The following is a 17,342-nucleotide window of genomic DNA, read 5'->3' on the forward strand; positions in this document are numbered from 1 at the left end:
GCGGAAAATTGGCCCGATATTGTTTTCAATAGATGTTTCAGAGGGCAATTAGGTGAAGTTTTGCAGTGAAGATTTCTAAAAGACATTATGAAAAAGGGGGAGGAAGAGAGGATATGTTACAGCATATAAAAGTACTTGATTTTTCGAAGCTGCTTCCCGGTCCATATGCTACGATGATGCTGGCTGATCTGGGTGCGGAAATATTGCGGGTGGAGGCCCCGAATCTACCCGACTTGATCAGGGAAATGGATCCAAAGGACGGGGAATCCTCCGCGGCACATCAGCATTTAAACCGATCGAAAAAATCAATTACCCTGGATTTAAAAAAGAAAGAAGCAATAGAGGTTGTAAAAGAGCTTATTCAGGAGTACGATGTGGTGCTGGAACAGTTCAGGCCTGGAGTCATGGAGCGGCTTGGTCTTGATTATGAAACGTTAAAGCGGGTGAATCCGAATATCATTTATTGCTCCCTGTCCGGATATGGGCAGACCGGACCTTACAGAGATCGTCCGGGTCATGATAATAATTATCTTTCCATTGCAGGGATCAACGGCTATTCCGGCAGAAAACAGGAAAAGCCGGTTCCTATGGGTATTCAGATCGCCGATTTGGCAGGCGGTTCTTTACATAGTGTGATTGCAATTTTAACAGCAGTTATCCACCGGCAGCAGACAGGTGAGGGACAATACATCGATCTGAGCATGACAGACGCAGCTTTTGCACTTAACGCCATGTTTGGCCCCGGTTACATAACGAAAGGTGTCCAGCCGGAAGCAGAAAGGGCATTTTTAAATGGACAAACTCATTATGATTATTATGAAACGAAGGATGGCAGATTTTTTTCCGTCGGCAGTCTGGAACCCCAGTTCCGTCTCAGCCTCTGTGAAGCACTTGATCTGAAACATATGAAAGAAGCGGCTTTAAGTAACAGCCCTGAGCATATTGCTGCCTTCAAAGCAGCAATCAAAGAAGTCTTCCTGACAAAAAACTATGATGAATGGACGACTGTTTTTCAAGATGTGGATGCATGTGTGGAGCCGGTGCTCAGCTTTTCGGAGGCAGTAAACCATTCGCAGATCCAGGCCAGGAATATGATTACAGAAGTTCCGAAGTCCGACGGAGACATGCAGCGTCAAATCAGTTCCCCATTTAGGTTTTCGGAATACCAGCAGAAATATAAGCATATTGGTGCAAAACGCGGTGAACATACCATTGAAATTTTGAAAAACCTTGGATGGAACGAGGATAAAATCAAAGCGATGAGTGATAAGAATGTATTTGGAGAGCTGGAAAGGAAGTGAATACAGCTTGTTGGAAAAATTTGGACTGAAACAAATAAGATTAAACCTTCCGTTTCGTTTAAACCATGTTAATTGCTTCTTGGCTGAAGGCGAAAATGGCTGGAAAATAATTGATACCGGGCTGCATAACCAGGAAACGATGGAGCGGTGGAAAAAAGAATTGGCGGGAAAAGAAGTTACGGATATTATTCTAACCCATTATCATCCAGATCATTTCGGATATGCCGGTGCGCTGCAGAAAAAGACCGGTGCCCATGTGTGGATGTCGGAAACAGATGAAAAGAATGGAAAGTTATCCTGGGAAAAAGAGGCAATAGAGGGACTGGAACAAAATTATCGACAGGCAGGGGTTCCGGAAGATATTTCAAAAAGGATGAAAAATAATACGATGGAGTTTATTCCCCGGGTTACGCCATATCCGACGGTGAATCATTATTTGCAGGAAAAGGAGACCCTTGTACTTGGAAATAATGAATATGAGATTTTTTCTGCACCAGGTCATTCGGATGGGATGGTTGTTTTTTATAATAGGGAAAATAATTTACTTCTTTCTGCGGACCAAATATTACCTAAGATCACACCAAATATTTCCTATTGGTTTCACGGCGATCCTAATCCGCTGAAATCCTATTTGAATTCTTTGGACAGACTGAGTGAACTTGATGCTGAGATTGTTGTTCCTTCTCATGGGAGACCTTTTTACGGGGCAAATGATCGGATCCGGGAGATCCAGGCGCATCATGATGACAGACTTAATGTTACGCTGGAGTTGTTGAATGAAGGAGGGACTGTTTATGATGTCTGTCAAAAAATGTTCCGAAAAACATTGACCGTACATGAAACGCGTTTTGCCATCGGAGAAACACTCGCACATTTGGAATATTTACGCTATCAAGGGGAATGTAAGCGGGAAATGAGTGAAAAAGGCTACATATATCACAGATAAAAGACAGAGAAAAACTGGATGGAAATCAATGTTCCGATGGTACGAATGGGAACCCTTTTTGTGGACATACTGAAAAAGGTCTTATGCAAGGAGGTATGTTCTATTTTTAAACGAATCCATCCATGCTTTTTTCTTCTATTTATCCTGTTCACTGCACTTTTTCCTCAATTAATAGAAGCAAATCAAACAGAGGAGAGGGACTTATTGAAAGATCAATTGGATACATTTATTAATAGTGAATCTTTATTGCAGGGCGCACTAATCGGGGTAAGTATCAGGGATGCAGGAACAAATGAGAGACTGTATGAGCATTTCGCGAACACAAGGCTGCACCCGGCTTCCAATATGAAGCTATTGACAGCAGCGGCTGCTCTGGAGGTGCTGGGAGAGGGCTATTCATTTAAAACGGAAATTCATACTGACGGAAAGCAAAAGGGAAACACTCTTCAAGGCAACCTTTATCTAGTCGGAAAAGGTGATCCGACACTGCTGCCCGAAGATTTTGATACCTTTGCCGAAAAGCTGAAAATGCTTGGAATAACTACAATTGAAGGAAATGTTATCGGTGATGACAGCTGGTATGATGATGTGCGTTTGTCCACTGATATGATATGGAGTGATGAGCAGTATCATTACGGATCCCAGGTATCAGCATTAACAGCCTCCGCAGACTATGATTATGATTCAGGGTCTGTCATTATAGAAATCGAACCTGGAGCAGAGGGACAGCCGCCCAATGTATATATACGGCCTGAGACAGATTATGTCACCGTTATAAACGAAGCAGTCACCGGTTCGAATGGAGGAGAAGAGGAAATTACGGTTACCCGCCGGCATGCGGAAAATACCATCATGGTAGAAGGCACGATTCCTGCCGGCTCAGAACAGGTGGAGGAGCGAATGAGTGTGTGGGACCCGACTGGATATGCCTTGGCTCTTTTTCGGCAGGCACTTGGAAGAAACGGCATAACTATAGGTGGGGATATATATGCAGAAGCAGCACCCAAGGATACAGAGATACTCCTGGAGCATTCTTCCACCCCGCTGGAAAAACTGCTCATACCTTTTATGAAATTAAGCAATAATGGAATAGGTGAAGTTTTAGTAAAGGAAATGGGGAAACAGGTTTACGGTGAGGGAAGCTGGGAAAAAGGGCTGGATGTGATGGAAGAGGTACTGCCAAAATTCGATATGGATACAGACACCATGTCATTAAAGGATGGCTCCGGTATTTCGCATAATAATCTCATCCCCGCCAATGAAATTTCCAATCTTTTGTATGCGGCTCAAAACGAAGAGTGGTTCAGCATATTTCTTAATTCCCTGCCTCATGCCGGCAAGCAAGAACGCATGATTGGCGGTACATTGCATGAAAGAATGCACGGGCTAAATGTGCAGGCGAAAACAGGGACCATCAACGGTGTAACAACGCTGTCGGGTTATTTGGAAACAAGCAAAGGCAAGAAATTAATTTTCTCCATAATGATTAATAATTTACTGGATGATTTAGAGGATGAAGGAAAGGAACTGGAAGACAGGATCGTGGAGATCATTACAAATTATGGATAAAAAGGGACAATCAGGACTTTTCTGGCCATTTTGGCTGAAGAGTCCTTTTTACTGGCACATTTTTATTTTAAAAAAATATGTCATTATTCCTCATTTGCCTATTGACATGTTCATTATTAAGAACTAAACTAGTAGTGAATTTCAGTTGGAGGTATAGATTTCTTAATAATTTCGTTCTCTATAATGAATTGAATGAGTATTAGTTATGCTCCACTTGGGCAGCCGTGCCTGCGACAATCAATGAACAGCCATTGATTATATCCCGCTAATAATAAAGCAGTAAAATCCGTATGGAATTTTAGAAAAGTTTTCATGAATTAAGTGTTTTCGGGAAAAAATAATAAAGACTTAAATTTCTTTTTGGATTTTCTCGTCGGTTCAGCAGTGTCCGAAGCCATTAGAAAATTAAAAAACGAGGTATAAATTATGATAGGGAAAAATATAAAAAAAATCCGGGAACAAAAAGGGCTCACCTTATCAGAGTGTGCGCAGCGGGCAAACATTTCAAAATCATATTTAAGCAATATTGAACGAAATTTGAATCAGAACCCTTCCATTCATATTTTGGAAAAAATAGCAGAGGTCCTGGAAGTGGACATTGGCATGCTGATTGACATGCAATCTGAAAGTCAGGTGCTGTCTGATCCAGAGTGGATAGAATTTATCAAAGAATTAAAGAAGTCCGGAGTGGAAAAGGATGAGCTGCAGGAATTAAAGAAAGTCATCGAATTTGCTAAATGGCAAAATGAGCAAAAGGATAAAGATTGACGTTGTGATAAATGAACAAAGGCATCCGCTCATAAAAGCGAATGCCGTGACAGTTGCTGTTAGCTCATACCGTATGGTCCAAGCTGTTGAGACTGGGAATGTTGTTGTGCTCCAGCGTTATTGTTATTCATCTGAGCCTGCTGTTGCCCACCGCCGTTATTGCCGCTCATTTGGGCGACCAACGGGATCATTTGCTGCATGGTTTGCCCTAAATTCCGGTTGTTACTCGTCATCGTATAAAACGTAGCTGCTCCGACACCGACAGATGCAATGAGAGGTATCCACACTCCATTTTTCTGCATACAACGCCATCCTTTCCATGATCCAAATTTAAAAGCTCGGACAGTCATAGCTTGCTGCAAAAATAGGGAAACATGTGAGGTATCATCTGCCAGCGGGAAAGCAGAATGAATTATCCGGTGTTCCATTTCGATGCTGCGTTAGTACCGGCCAATCTTCCGGTTACTAAAGCTGACGTAATATTGTATCCCCCTGTATAGCCGTGAATGTCAAGGATTTCACCACAAAAGTACAGCCGCGGCATTATTTTGGATTGCATTGTATTTGGTACAATTTCTTTAATTGACACACCGCCGCCGGTTACAAATGCCTTTTCTATTGGCTGGGAACCGCGAACATGGAAGGTAAACCTTTTTAAGCTGCCGGCGATGGAACGTATGGTTTCCCTGGAAACAGTACCAGCCTTTTGTTCCTCCTCTACATCATTTATTTGGAGGATATATAAAAGCATTCGTTCAGGCACGAGGCCTTTCAGCAGATTTTTCAATGATTTTTTAGGCTGGCGGTAGACAATTTCCTGAATTCGAGTGATTAAGGCATCTTCCTTTTCATCCGGCAAGATATCCAGCATCATTTTTACTTCTTCTTTCCCTTTCATGAACTCTTTTACGGCAAACTGGGAGCATCGCAATACAGCTGGCCCGGAGACCCCGAAATGGGTAAAGATCATATCCATGCGGTGGGTGATGATAGGTTTATTTTTTTGATTGATTACTGACAGTGCCACATCGCGTAAAGAGAGTCCCTGTAAATCTTTTCTTTGAATAAACTTCTCCTTTGAAATGAGCGGCACTTCGGTTGGGTATAACTCGGTAATGGTATGGCCTGCTTTTTTGGCCCATGCGTAGCCATCCCCGGTAGATCCAGTATGCGGCACAGCTTTTCCCCCTGCTGCAATGACAATTGCTTTTGTGTTTATTTTTTCTTTAGTGGAAAGTATCACAGTATGAACATGTTGGTTATAGTGCACAGCTTCCACCTTTGTATTCATTTGCACTGTTACCAGAAGTTGATCCAGCCTGTGTATCAACGCATCAACGACAGATTTTGCCGAATTGGAAACAGGAAACATGCGTCCGTGGTCTTCTTCCTTCAGCTCTACACCTAAATCTTCAAAAAAGGCAATAATATCTTCATTATTGAACACGGAAAAAGCACTGTATAAAAACCGGCCATTTCCAGGTATGTGCTTGATAATTTCGTCCTCGGGAAGACGGTTTGTCACGTTGCACCTGCCGCCTCCGGATATGGCAAGCTTTTTGCCAAGCTTTTTTCCTTTTTCCAATAGCAATGTGTTCGCACCATGCTCTGCTGCAGCAATGGCTGCCATTAATCCGGATGGTCCCCCGCCAATGACAACGACATCATATTCCATGGACTCTTCCTCCTGTAAAACTTATTGTTCCTGTATCTTATCATTTCCTTATAAGCAAGGCTATTAAGAAGTGGAATTATTGGTTATTTCTTTTTCTGAAGGGAAAATGTATGGTATGTAAGTTGCCAGAAAGGCGTGATGAGTGGACGATTGAGGTAAAAATCTTCTTATTCGTTGCCAGGTAATGCTGATGAGTGGACGAATGCCGTAAGAATCCTTTCGTTCGTTGCCAGAAAGCTGGGATGAGTGGACGAATGCCGTAAAAATCTCCTCGCTCGTTGCCAGATAGCTGGGATGAGTGAACGAATAATGTAAAAATCCTCTCGTTCGTTGGCAGATAGCTGGGATGAGTGGACGAATGACGTAAGAATCTCCTCATTCGTTGTCAGATAGGCGTGATGAGTGGACGAATAACGTAAAAATCTCCTCATTCGTTGCCAGAAAGGCGTGATGAGTGGACGATTGAGGTAAAAATCCTCTCATTCGTTGCCAGATAAACGTGATGAGTGGATGAATGAGGTAAAAATCCACTCGTTCGTTGCCAGAAAGGCGTGATGAGTGGACGAATGAGGTAAAAATCCTCTCATTCCTTGCCAGATCATGCTGATGAGTGGATGAATGAGGTAAAAATCCACTCGTTCATTGCCAGATCATGCTGATGAGTGGACGAATGACGTAAAAATCTTCTTATTCGTTGCCAGATAAAGCTGATGAGTGAACGAAATGCCGTAAAAATCTCTTCATTCGTTGCCAGGAAGCGCGATGAGTGAACGAATACGCATGCTGCCTGATCCTTAATGGCAACAAAAGAACCGTCCTGGTGTTTCACGTGTTGTATTTAAATAAGATGTGATAAAATAAGACAAGGTATTTGTTTTTTCATGTTAGAAGTAAAATTCAGGGCTAAAAAGTCGATTTGAAAAGCTAAAAGTCTTAAGTATAAGTAAAACTAACGCATGTAAGCTCTTAGAAAATCGCTCTCCTGAGCGAGCAAACGCTTTTGGTGGGACGAGGAACCCCTGTCCCGCAGTCCCAAACGCTTTTGGTGGGACGAGGAACCTCTGTCCCGCAGTCCCAAACGCTTTTGGTGGGACGAGGAACCCCTGTTCCCGCAGTCCCAAACGCCTTTGGCGGGACGAGGAACTCTAGTCCTGCGGAACGAGGAACTGCAGTTTTCAGTCATCTTGTAAATGGCGTGAATCGTATACATAAAAGGTTTAGGTGGATCACAAGGACCATTAGTTTATTTAAACTAAAAGGCGGGCGAATGCGGGTTTTTCCAGGCTGAAGCTATTTTTACATACAGGCATACTTAACCAAACAAACGTATAAATAGAAAATTGCGGGTGAAATAATGTCGAATATTATGAGAGGCACCATGCTTTTGACAGGTGCGTCATTTTTATCAAAATTTCTGGGGATGATTTATGTCATTCCTTTTCATCATCTTGTGGGTCCGGCCGGAGGTGCATTATTCCAATTAGGCTATACGCCATACAGTATATTTATCAGTTTATCAACCATTGGCGTACCGATGGCTGTATCGAAATTTGTATCCAAGTACAACTCCCTCGGTGATTATGAAACCGGTATGCGCATGTTTAAAGCCGGGCTGGCATTAATGAGTATTACTGGTGTGCTGGCATTCTTGGCTCTTTTTTTTAGTGCAGAGTTTCTAGCCGGTCAAATGATTACCAGTGATGACCCGGATAGCATTACGGTGGCGGATGTTACATTTGTCATTCGGACGGTCAGTGTCGCACTGCTTGTAATTCCTGCCATGAGTATTGCCCGGGGGTTTTTTCAGGGACATCAGTCATTTGGACCCACATCGGTATCCCAGGTTATTGAGCAGATTGTACGGATTGCCTTTGTATTAGGTGGATCGTTTGTAATTATTCGTCTTTTAAGCGGTACAGTAACAGCCGCGGTCGGATTTTCCACGTTCGCGGCGTTTCTCGGAGCTTTGGCGTCCTGTGCGGTATTATATACTTACTGGAGGAAACGCAGGCCGTATATTAACAGGCAGAGACAGCAACAGACATATACCCATGACATGCCAACCGGGGATTTATTTAAAGAACTGTTTCGCTATGCCGGACCATTTGTATTTGTCGGCCTTGCTATTCCGTTGTATCAATTAACGGATCAATTCACATTTGAAAGGGCCATGGTTGCGATCGGGCAAGAGGAAATTTGGGCTGAAGCATTTGCAACGATTAATTTTTACGGTCATAAGCTTGCAATTATTCCAGTCACATTGGCTACTGGATTATCCATCGCAGCTATGCCTGCTTTGACAAAATCATTTTTTGCAAATGATAAAACACTTGTGGCAAAGCAAATTAACCAGGCATTTCAGGCGATCCTGGTGCTGATTATTCCGGCCGTGGTTGGCTTATCATTGCTGTCCCACGAAGCTTACGGGGCATTATACGGCATGGAAAATTTAGAAATAACCGGAAATTTGCTTGCCTGGTATGCACCCGTTGCTTTGTTTTTTGCATTGTTTACTGTCTCTTCTGCAGTACTGCAGGGGATTAATGAGCAGCGGTATGCTGTCTACAGTTTGGCAGCAGGATTACTTTTAAAAGTTTTGCTGAATATTCAGCTCATCCATATGTTCGGGGCAAAAGGAGCTATTTTTGGAACTGCGCTTGCTGCTGTAACCTCTGTTGTACTAAATTTATGGCGGATTAAAGCTGCGATTGATTTTTCTTATAAAAAGATCTTTAAACGTACCATGCTCGTTGGTATATTTGTTGTGATAATGTCAGCTGCCGTTTTGATATTAAAACTTGTTTTCGGCTTGTTTATTCCTTATGAAGAAACGCGATGGGGAGCAATTATTATGCTAACTATCGGTGTCCTTGGCGGTGCGTTCATTTATTTATGGTTCGCTTATCATTCCACATTGCTGGAGCGGGTGCTGGGAAGCAGAATCAAAGTATTGGATCGTATTTTCGGAAGATAGGAGTGGGTGAAGATGCGCTTGGATAAACTTGTTTCCAATGCAGGTTATGGCAGCAGAAAAGATGTTAAAACCATGCTGAAGAAAAAAAGAATCACTGTCAATAATAAGATCATCAGGGATGGAAGCTTCCAGGTAGATCCTGCTGCTGATGTGGTCAAGCTTGATGAGAAGATAATACATTATGAAAAATATATTTATCTTATGCTGCATAAGCCGCCCGGTGTCGTTTCAGCTACTGCGGATGCAAAGGATGAAACCGTGATTGACCTCCTGGACACTGCGGAAAAGCATTTTGATCCATTTTGTGTCGGCAGGCTGGACAAGGATACGGAAGGTCTGCTTTTGCTCACTAATGACGGTGAATTAGCGCATGAGCTTACTTCGCCAAAAAAAGAGATAGAAAAAACATACTTTGCAAAAATAAATGGCACAGTGACGGAAACGGATATAGATTGTTTTAAAAAGGGCGTCGTACTTGATGACGGTTATCAGACTAAACCCGCCGGGCTCCGTATTTTAAAAAGCGGAGAAGATTCAGAGGTGGAAATCACGATTACCGAAGGAAAATTTCATCAGATTAAGCGGATGTTTCAGGCTGTCGGAAAAAAAGTAGTCTACCTAAAGCGGTTATCCATGGGAGGGATTACGCTGGATGAACGTCTTCCGATAGGTACTTACCGCAGGCTGACAGAGGAGGAACAGAGCAGCCTGGAGACATTAAAAAAATAGGGAAGGCGGGTATATATGTCGTCTCATTATTTTATTGCCATTCACTTGCCGGAGATGCTTCAGAACTATTTTTCCAAGCTGCAGCAGGAATTGAAAAGGGAATTGCCTTATAAACAATGGCCGCATAAGAGGGATCTTCACATTACGCTTAAGTTTTTAGGTCCGGTTGCCGATAATGAAGTAAGCTTATTACAGCATCAATTACAGAATATGGAGCAGTCTGCCCCTTTTACTTTAGAGACAGGGGGGCTTGGCACATTTGGAAATCCAAAGAAACCGAGGGTGCTATGGGCAGGTGTAGAGAAAACTGAACAACTCAAACAGCTGCAGGAAAAAGTGGAGGAACATTGCTTGGATGCCGGATATGAAAAGGAAAAACGTGATTACCGTCCACATATCACGTTAGCCAAAAAATGGAATGGTAAGGAAATAGAAAATATAAACGAGGTTATACAAGGAAAAAAGCTGGAAATGCAAAAGTGGCATGTAAAAAATATTGTTTTGTTTCGTATACATCCGCAAAAAAATCCAAAATACGAAGCTGTTTCCATATATCCATTACAGGGAGGTGGCAGCAATCGCACAGCTCATTAAACTACAGGATTATATTTCCCGGTATGAATGGGATGTCTACCGATATCCGAGTCAATATATCCGGCTGAAAAAAGATCAATGGAACAAACTCTACAGCATATGGGAGAATCCGGAAAATGAAATGGAATTTATAGAATCAAAGAATGAACAGCAGTCAGCCTTGTCCCGCATTAAATCAATGTTTAGCAAAAAAGATAACCATATCCGTGAAACTGGGGAAGAACAGGAAGAACAAGAAATACTGCCTGAGACTGAACAAGAATTAAAACAGTACTTTCTGGATAAGCTGCTTCCCTTTCAATTAAAATGGGCCACCTCAACGGTAACGGATACCTCTTTTATAGATACATCCTATTATGCCGACCCTGTTTTAAAGTATTTTCTGCAGCGGTTTCCGGATACGTATCTAATAATGTATTATCCGATTTTTTCAATAAAAAATGCCCCTGTTGATGGGGAGATCGTCATCATCAGTCCAATTGGTGTGGAAATTATTTATCTGCTGGAAGCAGAAGAGGGTGCCAGCATTATGGCAGGAAATGAGCGAACATGGCTGATCGAAACATCGCAGAATCAGCGGAAAATATTGAATCCCTCCATTGCCTTGAAGCGAACCGAAAAAATAATACAAAGTATCTTACATGCCGAACAGCATGATTTCCCCATTAAAAAAACCATTCTATCCAGGGTCAATCCAATTGTTTTCGCCCGTGAACCATATCAAACAAAGGTAATCGGAAGGCAGCAGTATGAGACATGGTTTCAGGAAAAAAGGCAGCTGGATTCTCCGTTAAAAAGTTATCAATTAAAAACAGCTGAAGCATTGCTGAAATTTTGCCGGACCACATCCGTAAAGCGGCCGGAGTGGGAAGAGGATACAGATGAGTTTGGCTGTTAAGAATAGGATAGTTTCCTTAAGTAAGCGGCAAGGAAGTTTTTAGGCTATATCGCTGCTATTAGACGGGTCCGGGAGAAGGAATCGAAGTTTTCCGGATTCGCAGAGAAGGAATAGATGTTATGTATATTTTTATTGTAAACATAAAGGCAGGAAACGGCAGAGCGAAACGGATTTTTTCAAAGCTGCAAAAGACAGACCTTTATCAGAAGATAGAAAAGGCATATTATTATACGGAATACGAAGGTCATGCGGAGGAAATTGTTCGGTCTTTGCCGAGTTTGCAGGAAATTAATGCAATTATTGTGGTTGGCGGGGATGGCACTTTGCATGAAGTGATTAATGGGGCTGGTCATCGGGATATGCTGATTGCCTTTATACCCGGGGGATCAGGAAATGACTTTGCCCGTGGAATCGGATTAAGGGAGAAACCGCTGCAGATACTGGAAAGGGTAGTGGATGGGACAGTATACACTCCATACTTTCCAGGCGAATATCGTATGGAAGATGAGAAAAAGCGGATATTTGTGAATAGTATGGGATTCGGGTTTGATGCATTGATTGCAAAAAAAGCAAATTATTCCTTATACAAACGTATATTGAACTTTTTCAACATTGGTAAGTTAAGTTATGTCTTCGCACTTATTCAAGTATTAATTATGTTTAAACCAATGGAAATAGAACTGAAAAATAATGGGGAAGTGACAGAGCTGAAGGATTGCTGGATGGTTACTATTACAAATCATCCATATTATGGGGGCGGAATGAAAATCAATCCCACATCCAAAATCCAGCCAAATAAGTTCTCTGTACTTGTAATTCAATCTATATCAAAAAGGAAAGTTTTGGCCTTATTTATGACAGTTTTTACTGGGAAGCATATTAAATATAGCGAAGTAGAACTTTTTGAAACATCAACCCTTGAAATAATTTCCAACAGAGAAATGGATTACCAGGTGGATGGGCAGACAGGCACTTGTTATTCGTGTAAAATAACAAAAGAGAAAAAAGGGATTTCCTTATTGGGAATGGCAGAAAGCGAAAAGCAGGGAGTTTCTTAGAAAAACCCGGCCTCGCAAAGGATTCTTTCGAATATGTATATGCTTACTTAGAATACCTCGTCCAACAAAGTGAATTTTCTGGGCGGTGGATCGATGCATGGTTCTCCTTATGTAACTTATGCGGCAAGGAATTTTTATGCTTTCTTACCTATGAAAAAACTATTGTAATTTCCCTTCTGTCACTATAAAATAAAATATTGAACCTCTAAATTGAAAAGATGTGAATGATCTATGGTGGACTGGCTGAAGCGAGTTTTAGGAAATGAATGGGATGTATCACCGGCAGGCGGCCTGACCGGTGATGCGTATTTTGCAATAAGAAATGAAGAGCGTCTTTTTCTGAAACGAAACTCCTCTCCTTTTCTGGCTGTTCTTTCCGCGGAAGAGATTGTACCTAAACTAATCTGGACGAAACGGATGGAAAACGGAGATGTCATTACAGCACAGGAATGGGTGGAAGGCAGAGAATTAAAACACAATGAAATGGGAGATCAAAAAGTAGCGGAGTTAATCCGAAAAATCCACGATTCCCAGGAGCTCCTACATATGCTGATGAGACTGGGCAAATCCCCATTATCTGCTGATGCTCAATTCCAAATGGTAAAGAGACGGCTGGATAGCATAGACCTGGTCAAGCTCTACCCCGAAGTCCGGACCGCCTTGCAATATTTGGAGGAGCTTTTACAGGTAACCGATGAACAAACGCCGGTTGTTTGCCATGGAGATTTGAACCATAATAATCTTCTTATGACAAATGAAAATAATCTGTATCTCGTTGACTGGGACAACGCAAGGATTGCTGATCCAGTCATTGATTACGGTATGGTATTAAAATGGTATATCCCGACAGAGGAATGGGATAATTGGTTAGCAAAATATGGTGTGACAAATGATAAAAACCTATATGAACGAATGTACTGGTATTTAATATTGGATACACTTCGTTATATCAGCTGGCACAGTGAGCGCAACGAACCGGTTAAGGTAACCGAAAGGCTTAGGGATCTGCAGGAATTGAATATGCATATTGAAGACTTCATTTTATCTTAGTATGATCTAAATAATCTGTATAGAAATATTTTATTTTAGCTCATACTGGCCGATGGCACTGATCCAGCTATTAATATTTTGTTTGTTATCTGAAATATGAGCTGAAATATTTGAAGCATTTTCACCTTGAATGCCATATTGCTGTATTTGCGGCAAAACCTGCAGCAAATGATCATCCTGGATGCTCTGGTTATCAAGCATAGAAGCAACCAGTCGGGCAATTTGCTTGTATTCACTTGAAGTTGCCGTGCTATCTCCCGCGTGTTCATCCAATAGGTCGAGCAACAGGGTTAATTGGTCATTAACAGTTAGGCCCATAAAATTCACCTCACAAATAGTTTTGTTATTTTTACTTATTGTATACAGTAAATTTTGAGCAAGGAGCGTTATAAACATGCGTCAACGGAATAAGCCGTGGGCTGATGAATTTATAGAGAGTCATACGGACATTATTGTACCTGAGCCATTGGAAAAGAGAGGGATCTGGAAGGAAGTGTTTGGCAATAATAACCCGGTCCATTTGGAAATCGGCACAGGAAAAGGACAGTTTATTGTCGGGATGGCAAGGAAATTTCCAAATATTAATTTCATAGGTATTGAAGTAGCCAAAACAATTATTGTCCGGGCTGCTCAAAAAGTGAAGGATGCAGAATTGCCGAATATAAAGCTATTACACGTAAATGCAGCAGATCTACTTGAGATTTTTGCGAAAGATGAAATAGCGCAGCTTTATTTGAACTTTTCCGATCCATGGCCAAAAAAACGCCATGAAAAAAGAAGGCTGACGTATCATCCGTTTTTAAAGCAATATGAACAGGTGCTTGACTCAGCAGGGGAAATAGTACTAAAAACTGATAATCAGGGTTTCTTTGAGTATTCGCTGGTCAGTTTTTCCCGGTATGGGATGCAGCTTGAGGAAGTGAATCTGGATTTGCATGAAGTGAACGATCCGGATAATGTCATGACAGAATATGAGAAACGGTTTTCGGCAAAAGGTCAGCCAATTTACCGGTGCCGGGTGAAGTTATAAGTATGCATGTAAGAAAAGACATGTATTTGAAAATGAAAAATAATGAAAAACAAAGCACTGAGAGTGTATGTATTGTGTTATATACAGGTTTAGGCTGCAAAAAAGCCACCCCTGAAGTGTAATGGAAAAGGCTGGGACAGAACTCCGAGCAAGCATTGAAAGACGAACAATCCGCCATATTTCGGAGCGGAACATAAGGTTGTTCGGGTTTCTGTTTGCTAAAATTGTTTTGTCACAGCCTTTTTGATATCCAAAATTATTTTGTTTTCTCCTGATAAGCAATATATGCCTGTATCAAAGCCTTTGCAGCGATGGGGAGCGCCCTTTCATCAATATCAAACTTCGGGTGGTGATGCGGGTAATCACAGCCTTCTTTATGGGCGCCAGTGAAGAAAAAGGTGCCTGGTTTTTCCATCATATAATAGGCGAAATCCTCTCCGCCCATGACGGGCTTGACTTCTACAGTGTCATTTACTTCCTTTATATTTTTACACACTTCCAAAACCATTTCTGCTTCGTCTTTATGATTAATGAGTGGCGGGTACCCTTTTACATAATTCAATGTATAACTGGCATCATTTGCTGATGTTATACCTTGAAGGATTTTTTCCATTTCTTCAATAATTTTATCCTGTACTTCTGTATTAAAGTAACGTACGGTCCCAACGATGTTTGCTGAATCAGCAATGATATTAAAGGCCTGGCCTGCCTCAAATCTGCCTACAGTGACAACGGCTGTTTCGAGAGGATCCAATCTCCTGCTGACAATTTGCTGCAGTTGTGTCACAAGCTGGGATCCAATGACGATGGCATCATTTGTTTCATGGGGATATGCGCCGTGGCCGCCTTTTCCCTGTATTTTAATTTCAAACCGGTCTGCCCCCGCCATGAATTCAGCTTTGGCTGTTTCAATGGTCCCAACCGGTGTAGTTGCCCATAAATGGGTCCCAAATACAGCATCCGCTTCTTCAATAGCACCAGCTTCAATCATGGGTTTTGCGCCGCCCGGAGCATATTCCTCTGCATGCTGATGCAAAAATATAATGGTGCCTGGCAATTTGTCTTTATACCCCTTCATTACTTTAGCAAGCGTCAGAAGGGTGGCGGTATGACCGTCATGTCCACAAGCATGCATGACACCATCCACTTTGGATTTATAGGGAACGTCTTTTTCATCCTGAATCGGCAATCCGTCAAAATCAGCCCGTAAAGCTATGGTTTTTCCCGGTTTGCCGCCTTCTAATTTGGCAACAACACCATTTCCCCCAACTTTGGTTTTATACGGTATCCCCAGTTCCTTATAAAAATCATCGATATATGCCGCAGTTTTCGTCTCATGGAATGAAAGCTCCGGATATTGATGCAAATACCTGCGGATTTCCACCATTTCATCATAATGCTGATCAATGGCCTGAAATATATTATCGAGCAAAACAAACTCCCCCTATGTACTTTTCCAACTATTATAACATTTATTTGTACACAGCAGAGAACGGATTTACCTAATCTGTCATATCGTAACGAAATGTCCAAACAGCGAAATCAGCACGATACTCACAATTCCGACCGAAACTGCAGCTGTAAATCCAATATAAAATGGTTTAATCCCGATCCCCTTAAAGGCCGCAAAATTGGTTGACAAGCCTACACCTGCCATTGCCATACCAAGAAGGTAGGTAGTGCCGAATGAACTGGCATTGCTGTAAATTCCTGTCCAGGTGTCCTGGCCGAAAAGACCAAAGGCTGCGTCTGTATTTTCCAGGGTAACATCCCCGATAGTACGCAACAGGGAAAGGAGCAAAAAGCCAATGACAAACAACGGAATAAAAGAATACCACTTTGGCAATTGATTTTCTTCTCCGGCTGTTTCTTTATTTTTGCCGCGCTTATTTTTGAAAAATAAGTAGGAAACAAGAGGAATAATAGCAATAATAAATAAGTTTCTCGTTAATTTTGTAACGGTCGCTACATCGACGACAGCTTCAGTTTGAAAGAACTGGTCATATATTAATGCTGCACCTGTCACCTGGGCGGTATCATGAATGGCTGTCCCCAGAAACATACCTGCTTTAATCGGATCGTCTGCAAATAAAAAGTTGGCAAGGAACGGATACAGCATCATGCCGGTTAACCCGAAAATAGTAATATTAGCCACGGCATAGGAAATTTCATCTTCTTTTGCCTTGATAACAGGCGATGTTGCCATAATAGCAGTTACTCCGCATATTCCTGTTCCAGTGGCAATTAATGTACCTAAACGGTTGGATTGTTTCATTTTATGCGTTAAATACAAGGTGATAAATAAACCGGCAGCAATACATGCAACAATAAGCGGTATCCCGAACGCTCCCAGTTTCAATGCCTCAACCAAGCTTAACCGGAGCCCGAGCAGGATAATACCGGCACGCAATGCATATCTTACGGAAAATGAAATCCCTTTGGAAAAACCTTCTGAAAGATTTATTGTATTTCGAATAATAATTCCTATAATAATAGCGACAAAGATACCGGAAACCGGTGTTTCACTTTCCGGGGACAAAAGCCCGGCTTTAATCATTACAAATCCAATAAACTCGGCCCCGTATATGCCGATGAACATAACAGCCAGGCAAAGAATAACCCCCGGCAATAATTTTAATATGGAATGCCATTTGTTCGTGTTGATCAAGTTTTTCATCCTCACTTTATAAATTATAAGAGTAAGCAACAATCATCTGATTTTATTTTAACGCAATAGCAATATAATAGCT

General features: G+C 41.7%; 16 protein-coding genes. 11 read left to right on the forward strand and 5 right to left on the reverse strand.

Translation table 11 applies throughout. The features are described 5' to 3' along the window. Positions 1–113: 113 nt before the first annotated feature. The 4 genes from GHD25_RS12195 (at position 114) to GHD25_RS12210 (ending at position 4,584) form a co-directional block, all read left to right on the forward strand. Positions 114–1,301 (forward strand): CaiB/BaiF CoA transferase family protein, encoded by a 1,188-nt coding sequence (locus GHD25_RS12195; RefSeq protein WP_164217225.1) that lies wholly within the window; start codon positions 114–116, stop codon positions 1,299–1,301. A gap of 7 nt (positions 1,302–1,308) precedes the next feature. Then, positions 1,309–2,247 (forward strand): MBL fold metallo-hydrolase, encoded by a 939-nt coding sequence (locus GHD25_RS12200; RefSeq protein WP_164217227.1) that lies wholly within the window; start codon positions 1,309–1,311, stop codon positions 2,245–2,247. A 102-nt stretch (positions 2,248–2,349) separates the two neighbouring features. Next, the gene (gene dacB, locus GHD25_RS12205; protein ID WP_462943709.1) at positions 2,350–3,816 is read left to right on the forward strand and encodes a D-alanyl-D-alanine carboxypeptidase/D-alanyl-D-alanine endopeptidase; all 1,467 of its coding nucleotides are present in this window, start codon (positions 2,350–2,352) and stop codon (positions 3,814–3,816) included. 426 nt (positions 3,817–4,242) lie between these two features. Next, positions 4,243–4,584 (forward strand): helix-turn-helix domain-containing protein, encoded by a 342-nt coding sequence (locus GHD25_RS12210; RefSeq protein WP_164217229.1) that lies wholly within the window; start codon positions 4,243–4,245, stop codon positions 4,582–4,584. A gap of 59 nt (positions 4,585–4,643) precedes the next feature. Here GHD25_RS12210 and GHD25_RS12215 read toward each other — a convergent pair whose 3' ends face one another. Together GHD25_RS12215 and GHD25_RS12220 are read right to left on the reverse strand one after the other, a co-directional pair. Then, positions 4,644–5,012, reverse strand: a complete 369-nt coding sequence (locus GHD25_RS12215) for a hypothetical protein (RefSeq protein ID WP_164217129.1) — start codon at positions 5,010–5,012, stop codon at positions 4,644–4,646. Further along, on the reverse strand, positions 4,997–6,259 hold the full coding sequence (locus GHD25_RS12220; RefSeq protein WP_164217231.1) for a BaiN/RdsA family NAD(P)/FAD-dependent oxidoreductase: 1,263 nt from the start codon (positions 6,257–6,259) through the stop codon (positions 4,997–4,999). The genes GHD25_RS12215 and GHD25_RS12220 overlap by 16 nt, the downstream gene beginning before the upstream one ends. Before the next feature lie 1,354 nt (positions 6,260–7,613). Between GHD25_RS12220 and GHD25_RS12225 the strand changes: the two genes are divergently transcribed. From GHD25_RS12225 to GHD25_RS12250, 6 genes are all read left to right on the forward strand, one after another. Further along, on the forward strand, positions 7,614–9,233 hold the full coding sequence (locus tag GHD25_RS12225; protein WP_164217233.1) for a putative polysaccharide biosynthesis protein: 1,620 nt from the start codon (positions 7,614–7,616) through the stop codon (positions 9,231–9,233). Positions 9,234–9,245: 12 nt separating this feature from the next. After that, positions 9,246–9,962 (forward strand): pseudouridine synthase, encoded by a 717-nt coding sequence (locus GHD25_RS12230; protein WP_164217235.1) that lies wholly within the window; start codon positions 9,246–9,248, stop codon positions 9,960–9,962. A gap of 15 nt (positions 9,963–9,977) precedes the next feature. Continuing rightward, positions 9,978–10,556: an RNA 2',3'-cyclic phosphodiesterase gene (thpR, locus tag GHD25_RS12235; protein WP_164217237.1), complete on the forward strand. Its 579-nt coding sequence runs from the start codon at positions 9,978–9,980 to the stop codon at positions 10,554–10,556. Further along, positions 10,531–11,454 carry an NERD domain-containing protein gene (locus GHD25_RS12240; RefSeq protein ID WP_346426787.1) on the forward strand — a complete coding sequence of 308 codons (924 nt, stop codon included), beginning with the start codon at positions 10,531–10,533 and terminating at the stop codon, positions 11,452–11,454. Before thpR ends, GHD25_RS12240 begins: the two co-directional genes overlap by 26 nt. A gap of 119 nt (positions 11,455–11,573) precedes the next feature. Further along, complete coding sequence (locus GHD25_RS12245; RefSeq protein WP_164217239.1) at positions 11,574–12,512, forward strand: diacylglycerol/lipid kinase family protein; 939 nt, start codon at positions 11,574–11,576, stop codon at positions 12,510–12,512. Between the two features lie 231 nt (positions 12,513–12,743). Continuing rightward, on the forward strand, positions 12,744–13,562 hold the full coding sequence (locus tag GHD25_RS12250) for a phosphotransferase family protein (RefSeq protein WP_164217241.1): 819 nt from the start codon (positions 12,744–12,746) through the stop codon (positions 13,560–13,562). Positions 13,563–13,592: 30 nt separating this feature from the next. Here GHD25_RS12250 and GHD25_RS12255 read toward each other — a convergent pair whose 3' ends face one another. Beyond that, positions 13,593–13,880 carry a YtzH-like family protein gene (locus GHD25_RS12255; RefSeq protein WP_164217243.1) on the reverse strand — a complete coding sequence of 96 codons (288 nt, stop codon included), beginning with the start codon at positions 13,878–13,880 and terminating at the stop codon, positions 13,593–13,595. A 76-nt stretch (positions 13,881–13,956) separates the two neighbouring features. Between GHD25_RS12255 and trmB the strand changes: the two genes are divergently transcribed. After that, complete coding sequence (trmB, locus tag GHD25_RS12260; RefSeq protein WP_164217245.1) at positions 13,957–14,592, forward strand: tRNA (guanosine(46)-N7)-methyltransferase TrmB; 636 nt, start codon at positions 13,957–13,959, stop codon at positions 14,590–14,592. A 256-nt stretch (positions 14,593–14,848) separates the two neighbouring features. On the opposite strand, the gene GHD25_RS12265 is transcribed toward trmB, so the two are convergent. Beyond that, entirely contained in the window at positions 14,849–16,024 is a 1,176-nt protein-coding gene (locus GHD25_RS12265; protein ID WP_276207827.1) for a M20 family metallopeptidase, read from the reverse strand. Between the two features lie 78 nt (positions 16,025–16,102). Continuing rightward, positions 16,103–17,260, reverse strand: a complete 1,158-nt coding sequence (locus GHD25_RS12270) for a YeiH family protein (protein ID WP_164217247.1) — start codon at positions 17,258–17,260, stop codon at positions 16,103–16,105. Positions 17,261–17,342: the final 82 nt, after the last annotated feature.

The sequence above is a fragment of the Virgibacillus aidingensis genome (assembly GCF_010994035.1).
Lineage (GTDB): Bacteria > Bacillota > Bacilli > Bacillales > Amphibacillaceae > Virgibacillus_N.

Coding starts and splice junctions, on each gene's coding strand:
- GHD25_RS12245 (WP_164217239.1), top strand. CDS start 11,574: ATGTATATTTTTATTGTAAACATAAAGGCAGGAAACGGCAGAGCGAAA.
- GHD25_RS12225 (WP_164217233.1), top strand. CDS start 7,614: ATGTCGAATATTATGAGAGGCACCATGCTTTTGACAGGTGCGTCATTT.
- GHD25_RS12195 (WP_164217225.1), top strand. CDS start 114: ATGTTACAGCATATAAAAGTACTTGATTTTTCGAAGCTGCTTCCCGGT.
- GHD25_RS12250 (WP_164217241.1), top strand. CDS start 12,744: ATGGTGGACTGGCTGAAGCGAGTTTTAGGAAATGAATGGGATGTATCA.
- GHD25_RS12255 (WP_164217243.1), bottom strand. CDS start 13,880: ATGGGCCTAACTGTTAATGACCAATTAACCCTGTTGCTCGACCTATTG.
- trmB (WP_164217245.1), top strand. CDS start 13,957: ATGCGTCAACGGAATAAGCCGTGGGCTGATGAATTTATAGAGAGTCAT.
- GHD25_RS12210 (WP_164217229.1), top strand. CDS start 4,243: ATGATAGGGAAAAATATAAAAAAAATCCGGGAACAAAAAGGGCTCACC.
- GHD25_RS12230 (WP_164217235.1), top strand. CDS start 9,246: ATGCGCTTGGATAAACTTGTTTCCAATGCAGGTTATGGCAGCAGAAAA.
- GHD25_RS12215 (WP_164217129.1), bottom strand. CDS start 5,012: ATGGAACACCGGATAATTCATTCTGCTTTCCCGCTGGCAGATGATACC.
- thpR (WP_164217237.1), top strand. CDS start 9,978: ATGTCGTCTCATTATTTTATTGCCATTCACTTGCCGGAGATGCTTCAG.
- GHD25_RS12220 (WP_164217231.1), bottom strand. CDS start 6,259: ATGGAATATGATGTCGTTGTCATTGGCGGGGGACCATCCGGATTAATG.